The following is a 17,712-nucleotide window of genomic DNA, read 5'->3' as shown; positions in this document are numbered from 1 at the left end:
CCTCAAAGTCGATCTGCCCAGGCCCCGGCCGCTGGAAGTGCTGACGACCGACACCTTCGTCGGCCTGAAGCGGCAGATCATGCAGCATCTCTACCACTGACCGATTGGCCACCAATCGGGCACTGACCTCTGGAAGTCCTCTGGCTCAGATCAGGAGCGAAACAATGAACACACGGTTTGGAGCAGCGGCAGGACCTTTCCTGATCTGGGTCGTGGCCATGGCGCTGATCCTGGTCGCCTGGCAGTTGCTGGTCTGGGTCACCGGCCTGCCGCCCTATGTCATCCCGCCGCCGGCTCAGGCGTTCTCGACGCTGTTCGACAACTGGCCGCGGCTGTCGGTCCTGACCGGCCAGACGCTCTACGAAACCGCGATCGGCTATGTCATCGGCGCCGCCATCGGCTTCGTGCTTGCGCTCGCCATGGGGCAGATCCGCGTCGTGCAACGCCTGGTCATGCCGGCCCTGATCATTTCGCAGGCGGTGCCGATCGTTGCCATCGCCGCCCCTTTGGTCATCATCTTCGGCTTCGGCCTGATGCCCAAGCTGATCATCGTTGCCTGGATCGTGTTCTTCCCGGTCGTCGTCAACGTGCTCGACGGCCTGKCTTCGGTCGACCGCGACATGCTGAACCTGGCGCGCCTGATGGGCGGCAGCGGCCTGCGCACCTTCGCCATCGTCAAACTGCCGGCCTGCATCGGCCCGTTGTTTTCCGGTCTCAAGATCGGCGCCACCTATGCCGTGACCGGCGCCGTCATCGGCGAATGGACGGCGTCGTCGAAGCAGGGCCTCGGCACCTACCTGCTCACCGCCAACGCACAGATGAACACCGCCGGCGTCTACGCCGCCATGCTGCTTCTCACCGTCATCGGCGTCGGCTCATTCCTGCTCGTCTTCGGGCTCGAAGTGCTGATGACACCCTGGCGCTCGCGCTCCACCGCACCCGCTTGGGCGCAGTGGAAACCTGCGCAGGCCAGCGCCGCCGCCTGAAATCCCACCAATTTTCAACCAGTCGACAACAACCAAAAAAGGGGAATGCAATGCACAGTGCTTACACCAGGATGATCTCGGCAACTGCGGGCCTGCTCGCCCTCGGAACCGCCCTAGCCGCGGCTCCGGCCAGCGCCGCTGACCTCACCACCGTCCGCTTCGTCTATGACTGGGCGAGCGCCGACTTCGAACTGATCCCGACGCTGGTCGGCCAGCAAAAAGGTTTTTATGAAGCCGAAGGCATCAAGGTCGACGTCATCTTCCCGCCGGACTCGCAGACCACGGCGCGGCTGCTCGCCGTCGGCCAGGCCGAGATCGGCTTCGAGGCCACCACCGACGTCGTCTTCGGCGCCTCGCAGGGCATCCCGATCACCTCGATCGGCCTCTACACCAAGAGCAACAATTGGGGCCTGTTTGGCCGTCCCGGCGAACCGCTTTCGCTCGACAACCTCAAGGGCAAGTCGATCGCCATCTACACCGACTCCTGGACCAAGGCGATGATGCCCTTCGTGCTCAAGGCAGCCAAGCTGACAGAGGACGACGTCAAGCTGATCATCGCGCAGGATTCCGACACCAATCTGCTGCTCGCTGGCAAGATCGACATCGCCACCAACACGGAAAACTATCTAGTGCCGCAGGTGCAGGAGACCTTGAAGAAGGACCCGACCAGCCTGATCGGTGCCGCGGCCGGCGCGCCCGACGTGCCGGTCTGGACCTACACTGCCTCCACCGCCTATCTCGCCGAACACGGCGACATCGCCAAGAAGTGGATGCGCGCCACAATCAAGGCGACCGAATGGGCCGCCGACCATCCCGACGAAGCCGCCGAAATGTTCACCAAGGCTTATCCGGAAGGCGGCAGCCTTGCCTACAACCTCTCCGGCTGGAAGCTGACCGCCGCGCTGATGAAGGGCGACACCGGCTACATGATGCAGGAAGACAAGAACTGGCTGCCGATCGCCCAGGCGCTGAAGGACACCGACCAGATCAAGGAAGTCCTTCCCGCTTCGAAATACTACACCAACGAACTGCTGAATTAGGCGCAGCTTCGCTGCTTATGACAAGGGCCATCCCCGACCGGGGTGGCCCGTTTTTCCAGTACAGAAAGAATGGACTTTCAGGCATGGCCAAGAGCAGGATTATCCTCGATTGCGACCCCGGCGTCGACGACGCCATCGCGCTTCTTCTGGCGTTTGCCTCGCCCGACGAGATCGAAATCGTCGGCATCACGACGGTTATCGGCAATGTCTCGCTGCCCTTGACGACCCGCAACGCGCTGCGCATCACCGCCATGGCCGGCCGCCAGGACATTCCGGTCTACGCCGGCTGCAGCAGGCCGATCATCCTGCCGCGCGTGCAGCGCGGCGCCTCGGTGCACGGCACCGACGGCCTTGGCGACCTCGGCGTGCCCGATGCCACGCATCAGGTCCAGGGCCAGCATGCCGTCGATTTCATCATCGACACCATCCTGCGCGAGCCCGGGCAGATCACGCTCTGCCCGATCGGGCCGATGACCAACATCGCGCTGGCGCTGATCAAGGAGCCGTCCATAACGACCAAGATCAAGGCCATCGTCTTCATGGGCGGTGCTGCCTTCAGCCCCGGCAACACCGCGACCGATGCCGAGTTCAACATCTGGATCGATCCGCATGCCGCGCAAGTGGTACTGTCATCCGGCATCCCGATGACCATGTTCGGCCTCGACGTAACCCGCCACGCGACACTGACCAAGGCGCGGTTCGACCAGCTCGAGCGCGACGCCAGCCCGATCATGCAGACGGCCATCGCCATGATGCGCTATTACGGCAGCGGCGACGCCAGCCTGCACGACCCCTGCGTCACGGCGTTCCTGATCGACCCGACCTTGTTCAAGGGTGTTGACGCAGTGATCGAGGTCGAATGCGATCAATCAGGCTTCTATGGCCGCACGCGGGCGGTCGAAAACGGCGGCGGCGAAGGCCAGCTGATCCACGTCATCACCGAGGTCAACGATGAGCGGTTGTTTCAGTTGATCGATCAAAGGCTTCGGCTGCTTTAGTCCGACGCGGGCGGATAATCCCACAGGACAGCGCCACCCCCGCTCCGTCTCGGCTTCGCCGAGCCACCTCTCCCCCATTTCATGGGGGCGAGGAAACGGCTAATCTCTAAGGCTGCGACTCCAAAAGGCTTGGGTTCCTCGCCCCCGCGAGAGCGGGGGAGAGGTGGCTCGGCGAAGCCGAGACGGAGAGGGGCGAGCGCCGTGGATGAATTGCCCCTGCCGGCAGCTCATCGCCCCGCCCTCACCCAAACCTGGCCGCCGTCCAAGCCCCACCAGCCGCATTCGACTCCACCGCCGCCGCGACAAACTTCACACCCCGCGCACCATCCACCACATCCGGCACCTGCGCCGCGCGCGCCGCATCCACCACCCCGCCAGAGCGATGCGCGCGAATAATGTCGGCGGCATCACGGTAGAAATTGGCGAAGGCTTCGATATAGCCTTCCGGGTGCGCAGCCGGCATGCGTGACACGCGCTGGCTTTCTGCCGTCGAGCCATGGCCGCCGCGCACCAGCGTGCGGGTTTCCTCGCCATATCGGGAGAAGCGCAGTTCCTCCGGCCGGCCGCCCGACCATTCGAGGCCGGCCTTGTCGCCATAGATGCGCACGGACAGATCATTGTAGTGGCCGGGCGAGGTCTGGCTTGCCAGGATCGTGCCGCGCGCGCCACCCGTCCAGCGCACCATCACATGCGCATTGTCGTCGAGCCGGCGCCCGGGCACGGCGGTGAACAGGTCGGCCGACACCGCCTCGGCCTCACAACCCGCGATGTAGCTGGCCAGATTGAAGGCATGCACGCCGATATCGGCCAGCACCGCCGACTGCCCTGCCCTGGCCGGATCGGTGCGCCACTCCGCCTGCTTCTGACCCTCGGCGTCAATCGGTTTGGTCAGCCAGTCCTGGATATAGGCGCCATGCACCGACACGATCCGCCCGAGTTCGCCCGCCGCCACCATTTCGCGCGCCTGGCGGACCATGGCGTAGCCGGTGTTGTTGAGCGTCACGACGAAGCGGCGTTTTTTGGCTCGTGCCAGCGCCACCAGCGCCTCGGCGTCTGCCAGCGTCGTCGACAATGGCTTGTCGCAGATGACATCGATGCCGGCTTCGAGGAAGGCGGTGGCGATCGGCGCGTGCAGATGGTTGGGCGTGACGATGACGACCGCCTCGATGCCATCAGGTCGCGCGGCCTCGGCCAGTGCCATCGCATGGTAGTCGGCATAGCTGCGCTCGGGCGCGATGCCGATCTCGGCGGCCGAGACGGCGGCATTATCCGGGTCGGAGGACAGCGCGCCGGCGACCAGCACGATCTGGTCGTCAAGGCGCATGGCGAGCCGATGCACCGCGCCGATAAAGGCATTGCGTCCGCCGCCGACCATGCCGACCCGCAGGCGCTTGCCCGCCGATCCGTCCGATGTTGCATAGACCATGGTTTCTCCTCCGAGCAGATCATTGGCGACGCGCCAACCGTCAAGTTCGGCTACCACTTTCGAACACAATTTCCAATTTCCATATTGTAATACGATCGTGCCACGCTAGCCTGAGATCATGAGTGGGGCGAGCAAATCATCCGGACGATCCAGTGCCGACGAGGCGGCAACGCGCAAGCGTGGGCGCTCTCTTGCCGCGTTGGGCTATATCCAGCCGCAGACCTATGAGGAGTTGCGCGCGGTGCTGTCGTCCGGCACGGTGCATTTCCCCAAGCGGCTGCGCCAGGTGGCGATCTTCATGTGGCAGCATCCGAGCGATGTTGCGCTCGGCACCATCGCCCAGGTGGCGGCGCAGGCCGGCGTGCAGCCCTCGACGCTGGTGCGCTTTGCCCAGATCTTCGGCTATTCCGGCTTTTCCGATTTCCAGGGCCTGTTCAAGGAGCACGTCAAGGGCTCGTGGCCGGAAGGACGTGGCCAAGAACGGACCGAAGCCGAACCCAACGCAAATCTGCATTTCCTGCATGGCATGGTCGGCGCCTCGCAGGCCTCGCTCGGCCGCATCGAGGCCGGCTTCGACGTCGACAGTTTCGAGAAGATGGTGGCTCTGCTGGCCGCTGCCGACCTGATCTATGTCATCGGCTCCAAGCGCGCCTTCCCGGTCACCGCCTATCTGTCGCTGACCTTGTCGCAGCAGGGCGTGCGCAATGTCCTGGTCGACAATGTCGGCTCGTCGGCACTCGACCAGGTCGGCTGCATCGGCGCGCGCGACGCGGTGCTGGCCGTCTCCTTCAGCCCCTACAATTCGATCACGCCCGACCTCGTTGCGGTGGCGCATGAGCGCAAGGCCGGCATCGTCACCATCACCGACAGCACTTTCAGCCCGCTGATACGGCTGTCGGACAGCTGGCTGGAAGTGGTGGAATCCGACTTTGCCGGCTTCCGCTCGCTGGCCGCCTCGCTGGCGGTCGGCATGGCGCTGGTCCAAGGCGTCGCAGCACGGCGCGGCACATAAGGTGATGCTGGCACAATTGACTATCGGGAATTGCCGTTCCATATTTTGAAAAATAGAAACTTTGTTCCGGGAGGAGGAATGGAGCTTCATCTCCAAGGCAAAATCGTGCTGGTCACCGGCGCGACGCAAGGCATCGGCCGCGCCATCGCCGAGACGCTGGCGCATGCCGGCGCCGGCGGACTGCTGATCACCGGACGCGATGGCAAACGCGGCGACGCCGTGGCGGCGGAACTGTCAGCCATCGGCACGCCGACCCTCTTCGTCGCCGCCGACCTTGGAGACCCGCAAACCCCTGCCCTTCTGGCGCAGGCCTGCATCGAGCGCTTCGGCCGTATCGACGGCCTCGTCAACGCCGCCGGCCTGACCGACCGCGCCTCCTTCCTCGATGCCAGCCTCGACGTCTGGGCGGCGCTGTTCGCCGTCAATGCGCGTGCGCCGTTCTTCCTGATGCAGGCTGCCATCGCCGACATGAAGAAGCGCGGCCTGGGCGGCGCCATCGTCAACATCCTGTCGATCAACGCCCATTGCGGCTCGCCCGAACTTGCCGTCTATTCCGCCACCAAGGGCGCGCTGGCGACACTGACCAAGAACGCCGCCAACGCCCACCGCTTCGACCGCATCCGCGTCAACGGCATTAATGTCGGCTGGACCGACACGCCGGCCGAACGCGTGATGCAGGCCGAAACACTCGGCCATGGCCCCGGCTGGCTCGACGCCGCCAACGCCGCGCAGCCTTTCGGCAGGCTGCTGACGCCGAACGATATCGCCAACCTCGCCGTCTTCCTGCTCTCCGACGCGGCCGGCCCGATGACCGGCGCCGTGATCGACCAGGAGCAGTCGGTGATCGGGGCAAACCGGTGAATTCGCCCGAAACACTTGGCCCGGCGCTGCTCGACCGCTTGCCTGCATCGGTCCAGACACCAGCCTATGACCGGAAAACCCTCGCCCCCAGCATGGCGCAGCTCGGTGTCGGCGCGTTCCATCGCAGCCACCAGGCTGAATACACCGACGATTTGCTGTCACTCCAGTTCGACCGCTGGGGCGTTGTCGGCATCAACATCCGCCCGCCCACCCTCGCCGATACGCTCGGCCGGCAAAGCGGGCTCTACACAAGGCTGATCCGCGAAAACAGCCACATCGAAGCCCGCGTCATCGGCAGCATTGTCCGCGTGGTCGACAGCCAGGACAGCGCCGCGCCGGCACTCGACGTGCTGTCTTCACCCGACATCGAACTGGTGACGATGACGGTGACCGAAAAGGGCTACTGCCATATCCCGTCGAGCGGCGCGCTCGATCTCGACCATCCCGATATCGTCCACGACCTCGCCAATCCCGGGGCACCGCGCAGCGTGCCCGGCATCCTCGCGCGGGCGCTGGAGCTCCGCCGCGCCACGCATGGCCGGTCGATGACGCTGCTCTCCTGCGACAACATCCCGACCAACGGCGTCATCCTGGAAAATGTCGTGCGAGCCTTTGCCGAACGGCGCGGCAATGGTCTCGCCGACTGGATATCAGCCAACGCCGCCTTTCCCTCCGCCATGGTCGACCGCATCGCACCGGCGGTGACGCAGGATGACCTCGACAGCGTCGAACAATGGTTCGGCTACCGCGATGCCGCCGTCGCCGTCTGCGAACCGTTCCGGCAATGGGTGATCGAACAAAAATTCGCCGGCCGCATGCCGCGCTGGGATCTGGTCGGCGCGACCTTCGTCGACGATGTCACGCCGTTCGAGCACCTCAAGATGCGGGTGCTGAATGGCGCGCAGACGACGCTTGCCACGCTCGGCGTGCTGGCTGGGCTGCAGCACACGTCGGATGCCATCGCCGACCCGCTGTTGTCGGCCTTCATCAGGCGCATGCTGGTCGAGGAAACGCTGCCGACATTGATGCCGGTCCCCGGTGTCCTGCCTCTCGCCTATGTCGAGCAGAGCCTCGGCCGGCTGAAGAACACGGCGATCCGCCACCGCAACCACCAGATCGCCACCGATGGCTCGCAGAAAATCGTCCAGCGCCTGCTCAACCCGATCCGCGACCGCTTGAGCCAGGGCCAGAGCATCGGCCTGCTGTCGGTGCCCGTCGCCGGCTGGATGGCCTACCTCATCCAGGCCTCGGCACGGTTCGGCAAACGCTGGCCGGTGTCGGACCCCTATGCCGATAAGGTCGCCGAAATCGCCTACACAACAGGCCGCGATGCGCCGGCATTGACCTCCGCCATACTGGCCATCGACACGATTTTCGATCCCGGCCTTGCCGCGAACCCTGCATTTCGTGCGGCCGTCACATCGGCGCTGGATGAGCTGCTTTCGGACGATCCGATGGCGGCTATCCGGCACAGTCTCGAACAAGATGAGATCGCAAGGTTGAAACGATCCAAACAATCGGCATTATGAACATCGGCCGTGAAGACACGGCCAGGGGAGGCATGATGAAACTTGGACTGCTCACCGCGCCATTCGCGGAGACGCCGCTTGGCGAGGTTGCCAACTGGGCCAGCTCTGCCGGCTTCGAGGCGCTGGAAATCGCCTGCTGGCCGAAAACGTCTGGCGCGACCCGCCGCTACGCCGGCACCAGCCACATCGACGCTGTTTCCACCTCTCCCGCGCAGGCACAAGAAATCGTTGCCTCGCTGGCGGAAAAGAGCCTCACCGTTTCCGGCCTCGGCTACTACCCGAACCCGTTGCATCCCGAYGCCGCGCACCGCGAAGCGGTCATCGGCCATCTGAAGAAGGTSATCGYGCTGGCSGCCAATATGGGCGTGCCCGTGGTCAACACCTTCTGCGGCGGCGATGCCTCGAAAACCGTCGACGTCAACTGGCAGGACGCGCTGACAGTCTGGCCCGAAATCGTCGCTTTCGCACGCGACCATGGCGTAAAACTCGCCTTCGAGAACTGCCCGATGATCTTCAGCTATGACGAATGGCCGGGCGGGCACAACATTGCCTATTCGCCGCAGGTCTGGCGTCGTATCCTGGAAAGCTGGGGCGGCGATGTCGGCATGAATTTCGATCCCTCGCATCTGGTCTGGCAGATGATCGACCAGGCCCGCTTCATCCGGGAATTCGGCCCCTACATGCTGCATGTCCACGCCAAGGATTTGATGATTGATCATGATGGACTTTATATCAGCGGAATCCTTTCGGCCGGGATAGGCTGGCAGGTGCCGCGCATGCCGGGGCTGGGCGATGTCGACTGGAGCGGCTTCTTCTCCGGCCTCTACCGCGCCGGCTATGACGGCTCGGTCATCATCGAACACGAGGACAGGCGATTTGAAGGCAGCGACGATCAGGTGAAGCGCGGTTTTCTACTCGCCCGCGACGTGCTGCGTCCCTACATCAAATGAAGGAAAAGAGCATGTCGCCCAAAAGTGCCCAGCGGTTTTGGGGCAACGACATGCCCAGGGAAAACATGTCGGCGACGACATGCGGAGGACAACGAGTTGAGCCGCCTGAATCTCTTTCTGAACGGCATGCCTCAACGACTTGGAACTGAAACTGAAAAACAATGTGGAGGAAGTCTGAAATGAAGAAAATACTGACCGTGGTCCCGCTGCTTGCGGGCGCTGCCTTGCTGGCCTCGGTGGGCGTCTCTGCCGCCGCCGGCAAATACACGATCGGCATCTCCAACACCGTCCAGGGCAATGGCTGGCGCGAGGAGATGGTGTGCGCCATGAAGGCGCAGGCTCTGGCCTCCGGCGAGGTGGCAAAACTCAACATCGCCCACCGCAACACCGATGCCGCCGGCCAGCTCGAGGACATCCGCAACCTGATCAGCGCCAAGGTCGACGCCATCGTCGTCAACCCCGCCGATCCGGCCGGCATCAAGGCGGGCCTGGAAGAAGCCACCAAGGCCGGCATCGTCGTCGTTGCCGTCGACCAGGCGGTCACCGAACCGTCTGCCTACATCATCTCCAACAACCAGGAGCAGTACGCCTATCTCGGCGCCAAATGGCTGTTCGGCCAGATGGGCGGCAAGGGCGAGGTGTTCTACATGCGTGGTGCGGCCGGCGCTTCTGCCGACTCCGATCGCGATAAAGGCTTCAAGAAGGCTTTGGCCGAGTTCCCCAATGTGAAGGTCGCGCAGGAAGTCTTCACCGGCTGGCAGCAGGACCAGGCCAAGCAGCAGATCCTCTCCTTCCTGTCGACGGGAACGCCGTTCAACGGCATCTGGACGTCAGGCATCGACAACGTCATCGTCGACGCCCTGGTGGAATCGCAGGCGCCGCTGGTGCCGGTGGTCGGCGCCGACAATGCCGGCTTCGTCGGCCAGCTGAGCTCGGTCAAGGGCCTCGTCGGCGCCGCCGTCACCAACCCCGGCTCGATCGGCGGTGCGGGCGTCACGCTGGCGCTGCAGATCCTCGACGGCAAGAAGCCGGCACAGCAGACCGTGCTGGTCGACCCGCAGCTCTGGGACAACGCCACCGACGAAGGCAAGGCCAAGCTGAAAGCCGCCGCCGACCCGTCGCTCAGCCCCGAATGGCCGGTCTCGATCTCGATCCCGGACTGGACGACGTACACGAAGGAACAGATCGTGGCCTGCAAGGGCCCGGGCGAGTAAGTCTCCGATATCCCTGCCTCACAAGGGCGGGGAAGTCACATATGGGCAAAGGCCCCCTCACCCGGATTACCAACCGAATTGCGAAGGGCAATTCGGGGCAATCCGACCTCTCCCCGAGGGGAGAGGAGCCGGCACGAGCGCCAGCCTCTTCTCCCCCACGGGGAGAAGGTGGACGCGAAGCGGCCGGATGAGGGGGCCTCTCCACACGCGATAGCCCTGCCTCATAAATCGAGAACAACCCGATTTGACCACCAGCCCCCTCCTAGACGCCTCCGGCGTCGCCAAAAACTACGGTGCGGTCGCAGCGCTGCGCAACGCGTCCCTCTCCGTCCTGCCCGGCGAAGTCCACGCTTTGATGGGCGCCAATGGCGCCGGCAAGTCGACGCTGGTGAAGATCCTGACCGGCGCCATTACGGCCAATGCCGGCCGCATCCTGATCCGGGGCGAGGCCCGCGACATCCGCTCGCCCGCCGCCGCGCGCCGCGCCGGGCTTTTGCCGGTCTACCAGGAGCCGTCGCTGATCCCCGATCTCGACGTTCTGTCCAATCTGCGGCTGACCGGCACGCCGGTCGAGCCGTTCCGCGCCTGGGTACGTGAACTCGGCATTCCCGACCTCGACCTCCGCGACACCGCCCGCGACATTCCGCTGGCCGTGCTGCGCGTGCTCGACCTTGCCCGCGCGCTCGCCGTCGAGCCCGACGTGCTGCTGCTCGACGAGATGACGGCGGCCCTGCCCGCCAACCTCGCCGAGAAGGTGCTGGAAGTGGTGCGCCGCCAGGGCGATGCCGGCCGCGCCGTGATCTTCATCTCGCACCGTTTCGTCGAAATCTCGGCGCTCTGCGACCGCGCCACGGTGCTGCGCGACGGCGAGACCGTCGGCGTCGTCGACATCGTGCCGGGCGTGGAAGAAAAGATCGTCGAGCTGATGCTCGGCACCCGCATCGTCAAGACGCATGTCGCCGCCCGCAGCGCCGCCGACAAGGCCGCGCCCGCCGCAGCCAAGCCGCGCCTTTCGGTGCGCAATCTGCGCGTCGGCACCAAGCTCAGCGACGTCTCCTTCGATCTCGCCGATGGTGAAGTCGCCGGCGTTGTGGCGCTCGAAGGCCAGGGCCAGGACGAGCTGTTTGCGGCGCTCGCCGGCTCGATCCGCCCGTCCGGCGGCACCATCGAAGTCGACGGCCAGGGCGTAAAATTTTCGCACCCGATCGACGCCATCCGCGCCGGCATCGCTTACGTGCCGGGCGACCGTTCGGAAGCGCTGGCCATGCAGCGCTCAGTGCGCGAGAACATCGCGCTGCCCTTCAGCGCGGCGCTGCGCAACTGGGGGCCCATTCCCATGCGCCGCGAGCGCGCGAAAGTGCTCAGCGCCATCGAGCGGCTGCAGATCGACACCCGCGCGCAAGGCGAGGTGCAGCGCCTGTCCGGCGGCAACCAGCAGAAGGTGACCATCGCCCGCTGGATCGCGGCCGACGCCCGCACCATCCTGTGCTTCGACCCGACGCGCGGCATCGATGTCGGCACCAAGCAGGAGATCTATCGTCTGCTGCGTGAGCTCGCCGGCCACGGCAAGTCGGTGCTGTTCTACACCTCGGAACTGGAAGAGGTGCAGCGCGTCTGCGACCGCGTCATCGTCATCTTCGGCGGCCGCCTGGTCGACATTTTTCCGGTCGAGGAAGCCGACGAGCCGGCGCTGATGCGCGCCGCCTACGGCCTGCCGCGTGGCGCCAAGGCCGATATCGGGATTCTGGCCGCCCCCACCGTCAACGCCTCCGATGCGCCGGAGCCGACCCCATGAACCATTTCCTGCGCCGCCAGGGTTGGGTCGTCGGCCTGTTTGCTCTTTTCGTCGTCCTGTTCATCGCGACCATGATCATCCAGCCCAGCTATGGCAGCAATGATTTCGGCTCGCTCGCCCGCGCCGTGCTGCCCTATGCCTTCGCCGTCGCAGCCCAAACTGTGGTGGTCATCGCCGGCGGCATCGACCTGTCGGTCGCCGCCATGATGGCGCTGACCAGCGTCACCGCCGCCTCGATGATGGCGGGCGCCAGCGAGGAATACGCGCTGTTCGTCGTGCCCGTCGTGCTCGCCATGGGTTTTGCCCTTGGCGCGCTCAATGGCCTGCTGATCGTCGTCACCCGCGTGCCCGACATCGTCGTCACGCTGGCCATGCTGTTCGTGCTGCAGGGCGCCGCCCTGCTGGTGCTCGATGCGCCGGGCGGTGCCGCCGCCGAATGGCTGAAGGCGCTGATCTCCGGCACCGTGCCGATCCCCGGCCTGCCCGACGCCATCGACGCCTGGCTGCCGAAGGCGCTGCTGGTGTTGGTCGTCTGCCTTTGCGTCATCTGGATACCGCTCCGGCGCTCACGCCTTGGCCTCTCCATCTACGCCATCGGCTCGAGCGAACTGGCGGCGTTCCGCTCAGGCGTGCCGGTCAAGCGCACCCGCATCATCGCCTATGCGCTGTCTGGCCTGTTCGCCGCCTTTGGCGGGCTGGCGCTGACCATGAGCACCGGCATCGGCGCCCCCATCCCCGGCCCCTATCTCTTGGCCAGCGTCGCCGCCGTGGTGCTGGGCGGCGTCGCGCTCGGCGGCGGCAAGGGCGGCCTCCTCGGCCCCATCGTCGCCGTCTTCGTGCTGCGCCTGGTGCGCACGGACCTGACGCTGCTCGCCATCGACCCCAACGTCACCGCCATCATCGAAGGATTGATCATGGTGGCGGTGGTGATGTTCGGCGCGTTCATTACGATGCGGGGGCGGCAATGATGGGTGGGGTGATGGTGCCCTTTGCGAGGCGATCGCGTGGGAGAGGCCCCCTCATCCGGCCGCTTCGCGTCCACCTTCTCCCCGTGGGGGAGAAGAGGCGGGCATCGACGCCGGCGTCCTCCTCTCCCCTCGGGGAGAGGTCGCATTGCCCCGAATTGCCCTTCGCAATTCGGTTGGCAATCCGGGTGAGGGGGACTTTGCGCCGATGCGATCTCTCTGCCCCCACCCCATCGCGAACCGGACCCACCCCATGAGCACCACCGCGATCACCCCCGTCCCCCTCGGCCGCCGCGTAAAGCGCTTCATGGCCGACCGCCCGCTCGTCCCGCTGATCATCCTGCTCGTCATCCTGGTGGTGATCCTGCAGATCCTGCGCCCCGGCATCGTCAACGAGCGCTGGATCGGCAACACCATCAAATTCGCCATTCCGCTGGCGATCCTCGCCGGCTGCCAGACCATGACCATGCTGACCGGCGGCATCGACCTCTCGGTCGGCACGGTGGCGACGATGAGCGCCTTCATCATGGCGACGCAGATCGTCAGCCAGGACCCGGCGGTGGCTTTCCTCTTGGCGATGATGCCGGCGGTGCTGATCGGCCTCGTCAACGGCATCGGCGTCGGCGTCTTCCGCGTCCACCCGCTGATCATGACGCTGGGCACCAGCCTGATCGGCACCGGCTGCCTGCAAGTCTACCAGCGCACGGTGATCGCGTCGGGCGCGAAAATCCCCGACTTCCTCGCCTGGCTCGGCACCGGCGTCACCTGGGGCTTCCCCAACGCCCTGCTGCTGTTCCTGCCGCTGGCGGCCCTCATCGTCTTCACGCTGGCCCGCACCGGCTTCGGCCGCCTGCTCTACGCCGTCGGCGACAATGAACGCGCCACCCGCCTCGCCGGCGTGCAATACTGGCAGGTCATCACCGCGCTCTACGTCACATCAAGCATGCTCGCCGGCATCACCGGCCTGCTCTATATCGGCCTGATCAAGGCCCCGTCCCTCTCGCTCGCCGAACCCCTGGTCCTGCCCTCGGTCGCCGCCGCCGTGATCGGCGGCACCTCCATCTTCGGCGGCCGCGGCGGCTACACCGGCACCATCATCGGCGCCCTGATCCTCACCGTGCTGACGACGCTGCTGACGATCCTGCAGATGCCGGAGGGGGCACGGCGGATATTGTTCGGGCTGATCGTGCTGTTCGTGACGGCGGCTTATTTGCGGATTGTGGAGGAAAGGTAAGGGGCAAACGGCTGATTTGGGGCGGGGATCGGACCCGCTGTCAGTCGCGTCGGACTACCGAGCTTCGGCTATACCCGAAGACAGAGGGGGCGCATGACGGGGCAGCTCACAATCGGTGTCATCGGCTACGTTTTAGCGGTAAATTTGCTGGCGTACGCCGCTATGGCATCCGACAAGTCCAGGGCCAAAAACGGTTTACAACGCATTCCCGAGTCGACGCTTCTGACCCTTGCCATGATCGGCGGCAGCATCGGAACCATGATCGCGCAGCAAACGATCCGACACAAGACGCGCAAGGAGCCGTTCCGCTCCACGCTCGTTGGCATCGTCCTGCTCCAGCTCCTCGCCCTGATCGCGCTTATAGTCGGATTGCTCACTACGGGATCGCCCGAAGCGCTCTGGCGATTCCTTACGTCATGACGGCGGCTTATTTGCGGATTGTGGAGGAACGATAGAGGCCATGCCACGCCGACTTTTGCCGCCGCTGGACGTCCGCCTGGCATCAAGGTCGGAAGATTTTGCGGGGGCCGTTGTCAAAACTCCTGCGGCCGCGTTTCCAGCCCGCAACCACCGGCGCGGCTTCGCGCACGGCCGCTAACGGTCCGTCACAGTCCAGCAGAACGATATCGGCCTGCGCCCCGACCGCCACACCATAGGGCGCTGACATCAACCGGGCAGCGCCTGATGTCACCATGGCAAAGACGGCGGCAATATCCGCGGCCAGCGTCAGTTGCGCGACGTTCGCGTAGAGATTGGCCATACGGATCAGCGATGCATCCCCGAATGGCGTGAAAGGATTCAGCAAATTGTTGGTGGCAATCGCCACGGCGACGCCCGCTTTGGCAAGACGATCAGCCGGCGCAATCCCACGCGGAACCAATCTGTCGTAGCCTCGCCCATTGAGGAAGAGATCAGTCGCCGGAAGCACCGCGAGCCCTATCCCGGCTGAGGCCAGTCGCGCGCCGATCTGGGAGACCTGATCGGGCGCCATCGCCGAAAGGTTGGTGACATGGCCGAGCGCGACGCGCCCTTGCCAGCCTCTTTCCACCGTCCCGGCGATGACGAACGGCAAATCCGTCCTGTCCGGGTCGAGGGTGAAATCCAGGTGAAAATCCGCCGCCACGTCGTATTTTTCGGCAAGGTCGAAGATGAGTTCGATATGACGGCGCGGATCGGGGTCCGTGTAAGGGCATCCGCCGACCAGATCGGCCCCCTCGCCAAGCGCCTTGTCCAGCATAGTAAAAGTGTCGGTTTCATTAGTCAGCCCGTCCTGGGCAAAGGCGCAAATCTCGATGTCGATGGCGAAAGCGTAGTCGCTGCGGACGCGTTTGATCGCCTCGAAGGACCGGAAGCCCGCGCGCGGATCTATCTCCACGAAGCTGCGCATCCGCGTCGTGCCATGAATGATGGCCTTTTCAACCACGCGCGACGCTCGTTCGTAGACGTCCGCTTCCGTGAAGCCGACCTTGGCTTTCGAGGTCTCGCGGATCGCCTCGGCCAGCGTACCTTCGCAGATGGCGCAGCGATCGAGAATGCCGGCCTTGTCGAGATGGATATGGGCGTCGACAAAGCCCGCGCAGGCAAAACGGCCGCCGGCCTCGACCTCCTCATCCGCTTCGCCTGATATAAGCGGATCGATCGCAGCGATCCTGCCATCGGCAACGGCGATGTCGACGATCGGACCGGCTTCTTCAAGCCGGACATTGCGGATAATGAGATCGAAGGTCATTGTGCGCTTCCGATGGCGCGGCCGTCGCTGCGCGGGGGCGTGCGGCGTATCTCGGTTTGAGGCTCATCCTGGCTGATCTTATGCAACGTTTCAGGTTCCACAACTCACCTTACGGTGATGATTCTGTTAATTTTTCCGTCGCCAAATCTTGGTGAAAACAGACGCCTCTCGCCTTAAGTACGGTCGTCTGACGCCTCTCCCGCCGAGTTCAACCTGAGTGGCGGCCACGTCTGCTTCCAGGGAAAGCCAAAGCTAGCTTTTATGACCGGCTTGAGGCGCAAAGCTGCCGTTCACGTCGTGCCTGCGTAAGTCAGCTTCGGGTGAAAACGTTCGCATTTCCTCGATCGTTCAAACACGGAGTAGCGAAGCGATTATTCTATTATCGCGTCGCGCGCCTACTCGACGGCATCACCGTGTCGATTGAATATGTTTGCGCTCGGATGACGCCGCTCTGTGGAGCAGCACTCTGTTGCGGCCGGTTTGCTTGGCAAGATAGAGTGCCGCATCCGCATGCCGCTGTAGCTGCTCCGGTGAGATGTCGTCGTCAGCTCTCTGAACTGCAACTCCAATGCTGAGGGTGACGCGGCGGGACACGCGGGATGCAGGATTGGGAAAAGCAGCGGCCTCAACACTCCTGCGAATTCTCTCAGCCACGGAAATGGCCTCTTCTTCGTCCGCCCCGGGCAGAAGCACGAGGAACTCTTCGCCGCCGTAGCGGGCCACGTGATCGCGGTCGCGCCTCACGTTCTCCTGGATAATGCTGGCGACCTCGACAAGACAGCGATCGCCCTCGGCATGGCCGAGGTGATCGTTCAGCTTCTTGAAGTTGTCGATGTCGCACATCAGCATAGCGGCACCGTCGGAGCATTTTCTGCCACCGCCCCATAGGCGGTCGAGCGTTTCCGTCATCCAGCGCCGGTTGGCGATGCCGGTGAGCGGATCGGTTCTCGCCAGCATCTCCAGCCGATCGTTCGCTTCCGCCAGTTCGGCGACTCTGCGCCGGTCGCGAAGCTCAAACAGGAACGTCTTTTGAGCGAGGATTGTCATGATGCGCCGCGCGGCGACTGTTGCGAAGATACCACTGGCGAAGAACAGCGTCGCAGCCACTGCGCTCCCAAATGTGATGCTTGGGTTCTGCATCTGAAAAACGAGATAGAGACCGAGCGCCAAGCCAGCAATACTCATCGTCCAGGCCAGCGGGATGCCGAAGATGATGATGGCCGTGATGGCCACGAACAGCATGATGTTCAAGTGCCGTTCGTAGAACTCGCCACCAGCGCTTACCCCGACCAGTGCAATCGACAGCAAGATCAGGAACATGCCCGCGATCAACGAAGTCCCCTGGAGCCAGGGCGCCTGCGGTTTTTGCCAGACAAGGACGATCGCGATGACGACGGGCGGAATGATGGCGCCAGGCAGGAGCATGGACACCGCAATCGCCTTTGGAAGCATCAACATGTAGAGCGCCAGGGTCAGCACATCCAAAATAGCAACCCAGATCATCCAGGCTCGGATGATCTTCGCCGTCTGCGACCAGACACGGGCTCGAAAGAGGTGTTTGATCTCGCCTTTGAGGCGGATATCGCGCGTGCGGCGCGCCAGCAACCGCTCCACTTCCGCGGTTATGGCAGGGTCATCCTGTACGTCGAGGGGCATCGGATCTGACACAATCGATGGGGCCTCAACCGTCTTCCTCTGAACATCCATCCCAGCCATCCGGTCGTCCGCAATAAACAACTATGCCAAGCTATCCTGAACATTTGATGTCTATTGGCGCCTGATCTGCGTGGTCAGTCGTAACCCTACGGTAAGCAACCGCACAGGGCTGCATCGTTGATCGCGCCCTGGTAGCCAGGCCGCACCATGTCAACGAGACTGTGCCGCGGGTCAGTAAGTCTCGGGGACACTGGCAGGCGGGAGTGATGTCAGGCCGTTAGAGGACCGTGCGGTGCCGGCGTCTACCACCATGACAA

The 17,712-nt window shown here is 64.2% G+C and carries 15 protein-coding genes; 12 read left to right on the top strand and 3 right to left on the bottom strand.

Going from position 1 to position 17,712, the window contains the following annotated elements:
* The first annotated feature begins 164 nt into the window (after window positions 1-164).
* From AC1DX0_RS16050 to AC1DX0_RS16040, 3 genes are all read left to right on the top strand, one after another.
* Window positions 165-986: an ABC transporter permease gene (locus AC1DX0_RS16050; protein ID WP_477356028.1), complete on the top strand. Its 822-nt coding sequence runs from the start codon at window positions 165-167 to the stop codon at window positions 984-986.
* 50 nt (window positions 987-1,036) lie between these two features.
* Window positions 1,037-2,026 (top strand): ABC transporter substrate-binding protein, encoded by a 990-nt coding sequence (locus AC1DX0_RS16045; RefSeq protein WP_477223731.1) that lies wholly within the window; start codon window positions 1,037-1,039, stop codon window positions 2,024-2,026.
* Window positions 2,027-2,109: 83 nt separating this feature from the next.
* The gene (locus tag AC1DX0_RS16040) at window positions 2,110-3,024 is read left to right on the top strand and encodes a nucleoside hydrolase (RefSeq protein WP_477223730.1); all 915 of its coding nucleotides are present in this window, start codon (window positions 2,110-2,112) and stop codon (window positions 3,022-3,024) included.
* A gap of 241 nt (window positions 3,025-3,265) precedes the next feature.
* Here the strand turns inward: AC1DX0_RS16040 and AC1DX0_RS16035 are convergent, their stop codons facing one another.
* The gene (locus AC1DX0_RS16035; protein WP_477223729.1) at window positions 3,266-4,450 is read right to left on the bottom strand and encodes a Gfo/Idh/MocA family protein; all 1,185 of its coding nucleotides are present in this window, start codon (window positions 4,448-4,450) and stop codon (window positions 3,266-3,268) included.
* Between the two features lie 118 nt (window positions 4,451-4,568).
* Between AC1DX0_RS16035 and AC1DX0_RS16030 the strand changes: the two genes are divergently transcribed.
* From AC1DX0_RS16030 to AC1DX0_RS15990, 9 genes are all read left to right on the top strand, one after another.
* On the top strand, window positions 4,569-5,462 hold the full coding sequence (locus AC1DX0_RS16030; protein WP_477223728.1) for a MurR/RpiR family transcriptional regulator: 894 nt from the start codon (window positions 4,569-4,571) through the stop codon (window positions 5,460-5,462).
* Between the two features lie 78 nt (window positions 5,463-5,540).
* Complete coding sequence (locus tag AC1DX0_RS16025) at window positions 5,541-6,323, top strand: SDR family oxidoreductase (protein ID WP_477223727.1); 783 nt, start codon at window positions 5,541-5,543, stop codon at window positions 6,321-6,323.
* Window positions 6,320-7,852 carry a mannitol dehydrogenase family protein gene (locus tag AC1DX0_RS16020; RefSeq protein WP_477223726.1) on the top strand — a complete coding sequence of 511 codons (1,533 nt, stop codon included), beginning with the start codon at window positions 6,320-6,322 and terminating at the stop codon, window positions 7,850-7,852. Before AC1DX0_RS16025 ends, AC1DX0_RS16020 begins: the two co-directional genes overlap by 4 nt.
* A 35-nt stretch (window positions 7,853-7,887) precedes the next feature.
* Window positions 7,888-8,802: a sugar phosphate isomerase/epimerase family protein gene (locus AC1DX0_RS16015; protein ID WP_477356025.1), complete on the top strand. Its 915-nt coding sequence runs from the start codon at window positions 7,888-7,890 to the stop codon at window positions 8,800-8,802.
* Window positions 8,803-8,981: 179 nt separating this feature from the next.
* A complete protein-coding gene (locus tag AC1DX0_RS16010) occupies window positions 8,982-10,016 on the top strand; it encodes an ABC transporter substrate-binding protein (protein WP_477223724.1) in 1,035 nt (344 codons plus the stop codon).
* A 244-nt stretch (window positions 10,017-10,260) separates the two neighbouring features.
* Window positions 10,261-11,811, top strand: a complete 1,551-nt coding sequence (locus tag AC1DX0_RS16005) for a sugar ABC transporter ATP-binding protein (RefSeq protein ID WP_477223723.1) — start codon at window positions 10,261-10,263, stop codon at window positions 11,809-11,811.
* Window positions 11,808-12,779, top strand: coding sequence for an ABC transporter permease (locus tag AC1DX0_RS16000; protein WP_477223722.1), 972 nt, complete (start codon window positions 11,808-11,810; stop codon window positions 12,777-12,779). Before AC1DX0_RS16005 ends, AC1DX0_RS16000 begins: the two co-directional genes overlap by 4 nt.
* Before the next feature lie 250 nt (window positions 12,780-13,029).
* Entirely contained in the window at window positions 13,030-14,010 is a 981-nt protein-coding gene (locus AC1DX0_RS15995) for an ABC transporter permease (protein ID WP_477223721.1), read from the top strand.
* A 93-nt stretch (window positions 14,011-14,103) separates the two neighbouring features.
* Window positions 14,104-14,430, top strand: coding sequence for a DUF1294 domain-containing protein (locus tag AC1DX0_RS15990; protein ID WP_477223720.1), 327 nt, complete (start codon window positions 14,104-14,106; stop codon window positions 14,428-14,430).
* A gap of 82 nt (window positions 14,431-14,512) precedes the next feature.
* On the opposite strand, the gene AC1DX0_RS15985 is transcribed toward AC1DX0_RS15990, so the two are convergent.
* Together AC1DX0_RS15985 and AC1DX0_RS15980 are read right to left on the bottom strand one after the other, a co-directional pair.
* Window positions 14,513-15,739, bottom strand: coding sequence for an amidohydrolase family protein (locus AC1DX0_RS15985; protein WP_477223719.1), 1,227 nt, complete (start codon window positions 15,737-15,739; stop codon window positions 14,513-14,515).
* Between the two features lie 408 nt (window positions 15,740-16,147).
* The gene (locus tag AC1DX0_RS15980) at window positions 16,148-17,395 is read right to left on the bottom strand and encodes a GGDEF domain-containing protein (RefSeq protein WP_477223750.1); all 1,248 of its coding nucleotides are present in this window, start codon (window positions 17,393-17,395) and stop codon (window positions 16,148-16,150) included.
* Window positions 17,396-17,712: the final 317 nt, after the last annotated feature.

Source organism: Mesorhizobium sp. P3_A9 (genome assembly GCF_056402975.1).
Note: the sequence above shows the minus strand (reverse complement) of the source record. Positions and strands in the feature narration are given on the sequence as shown.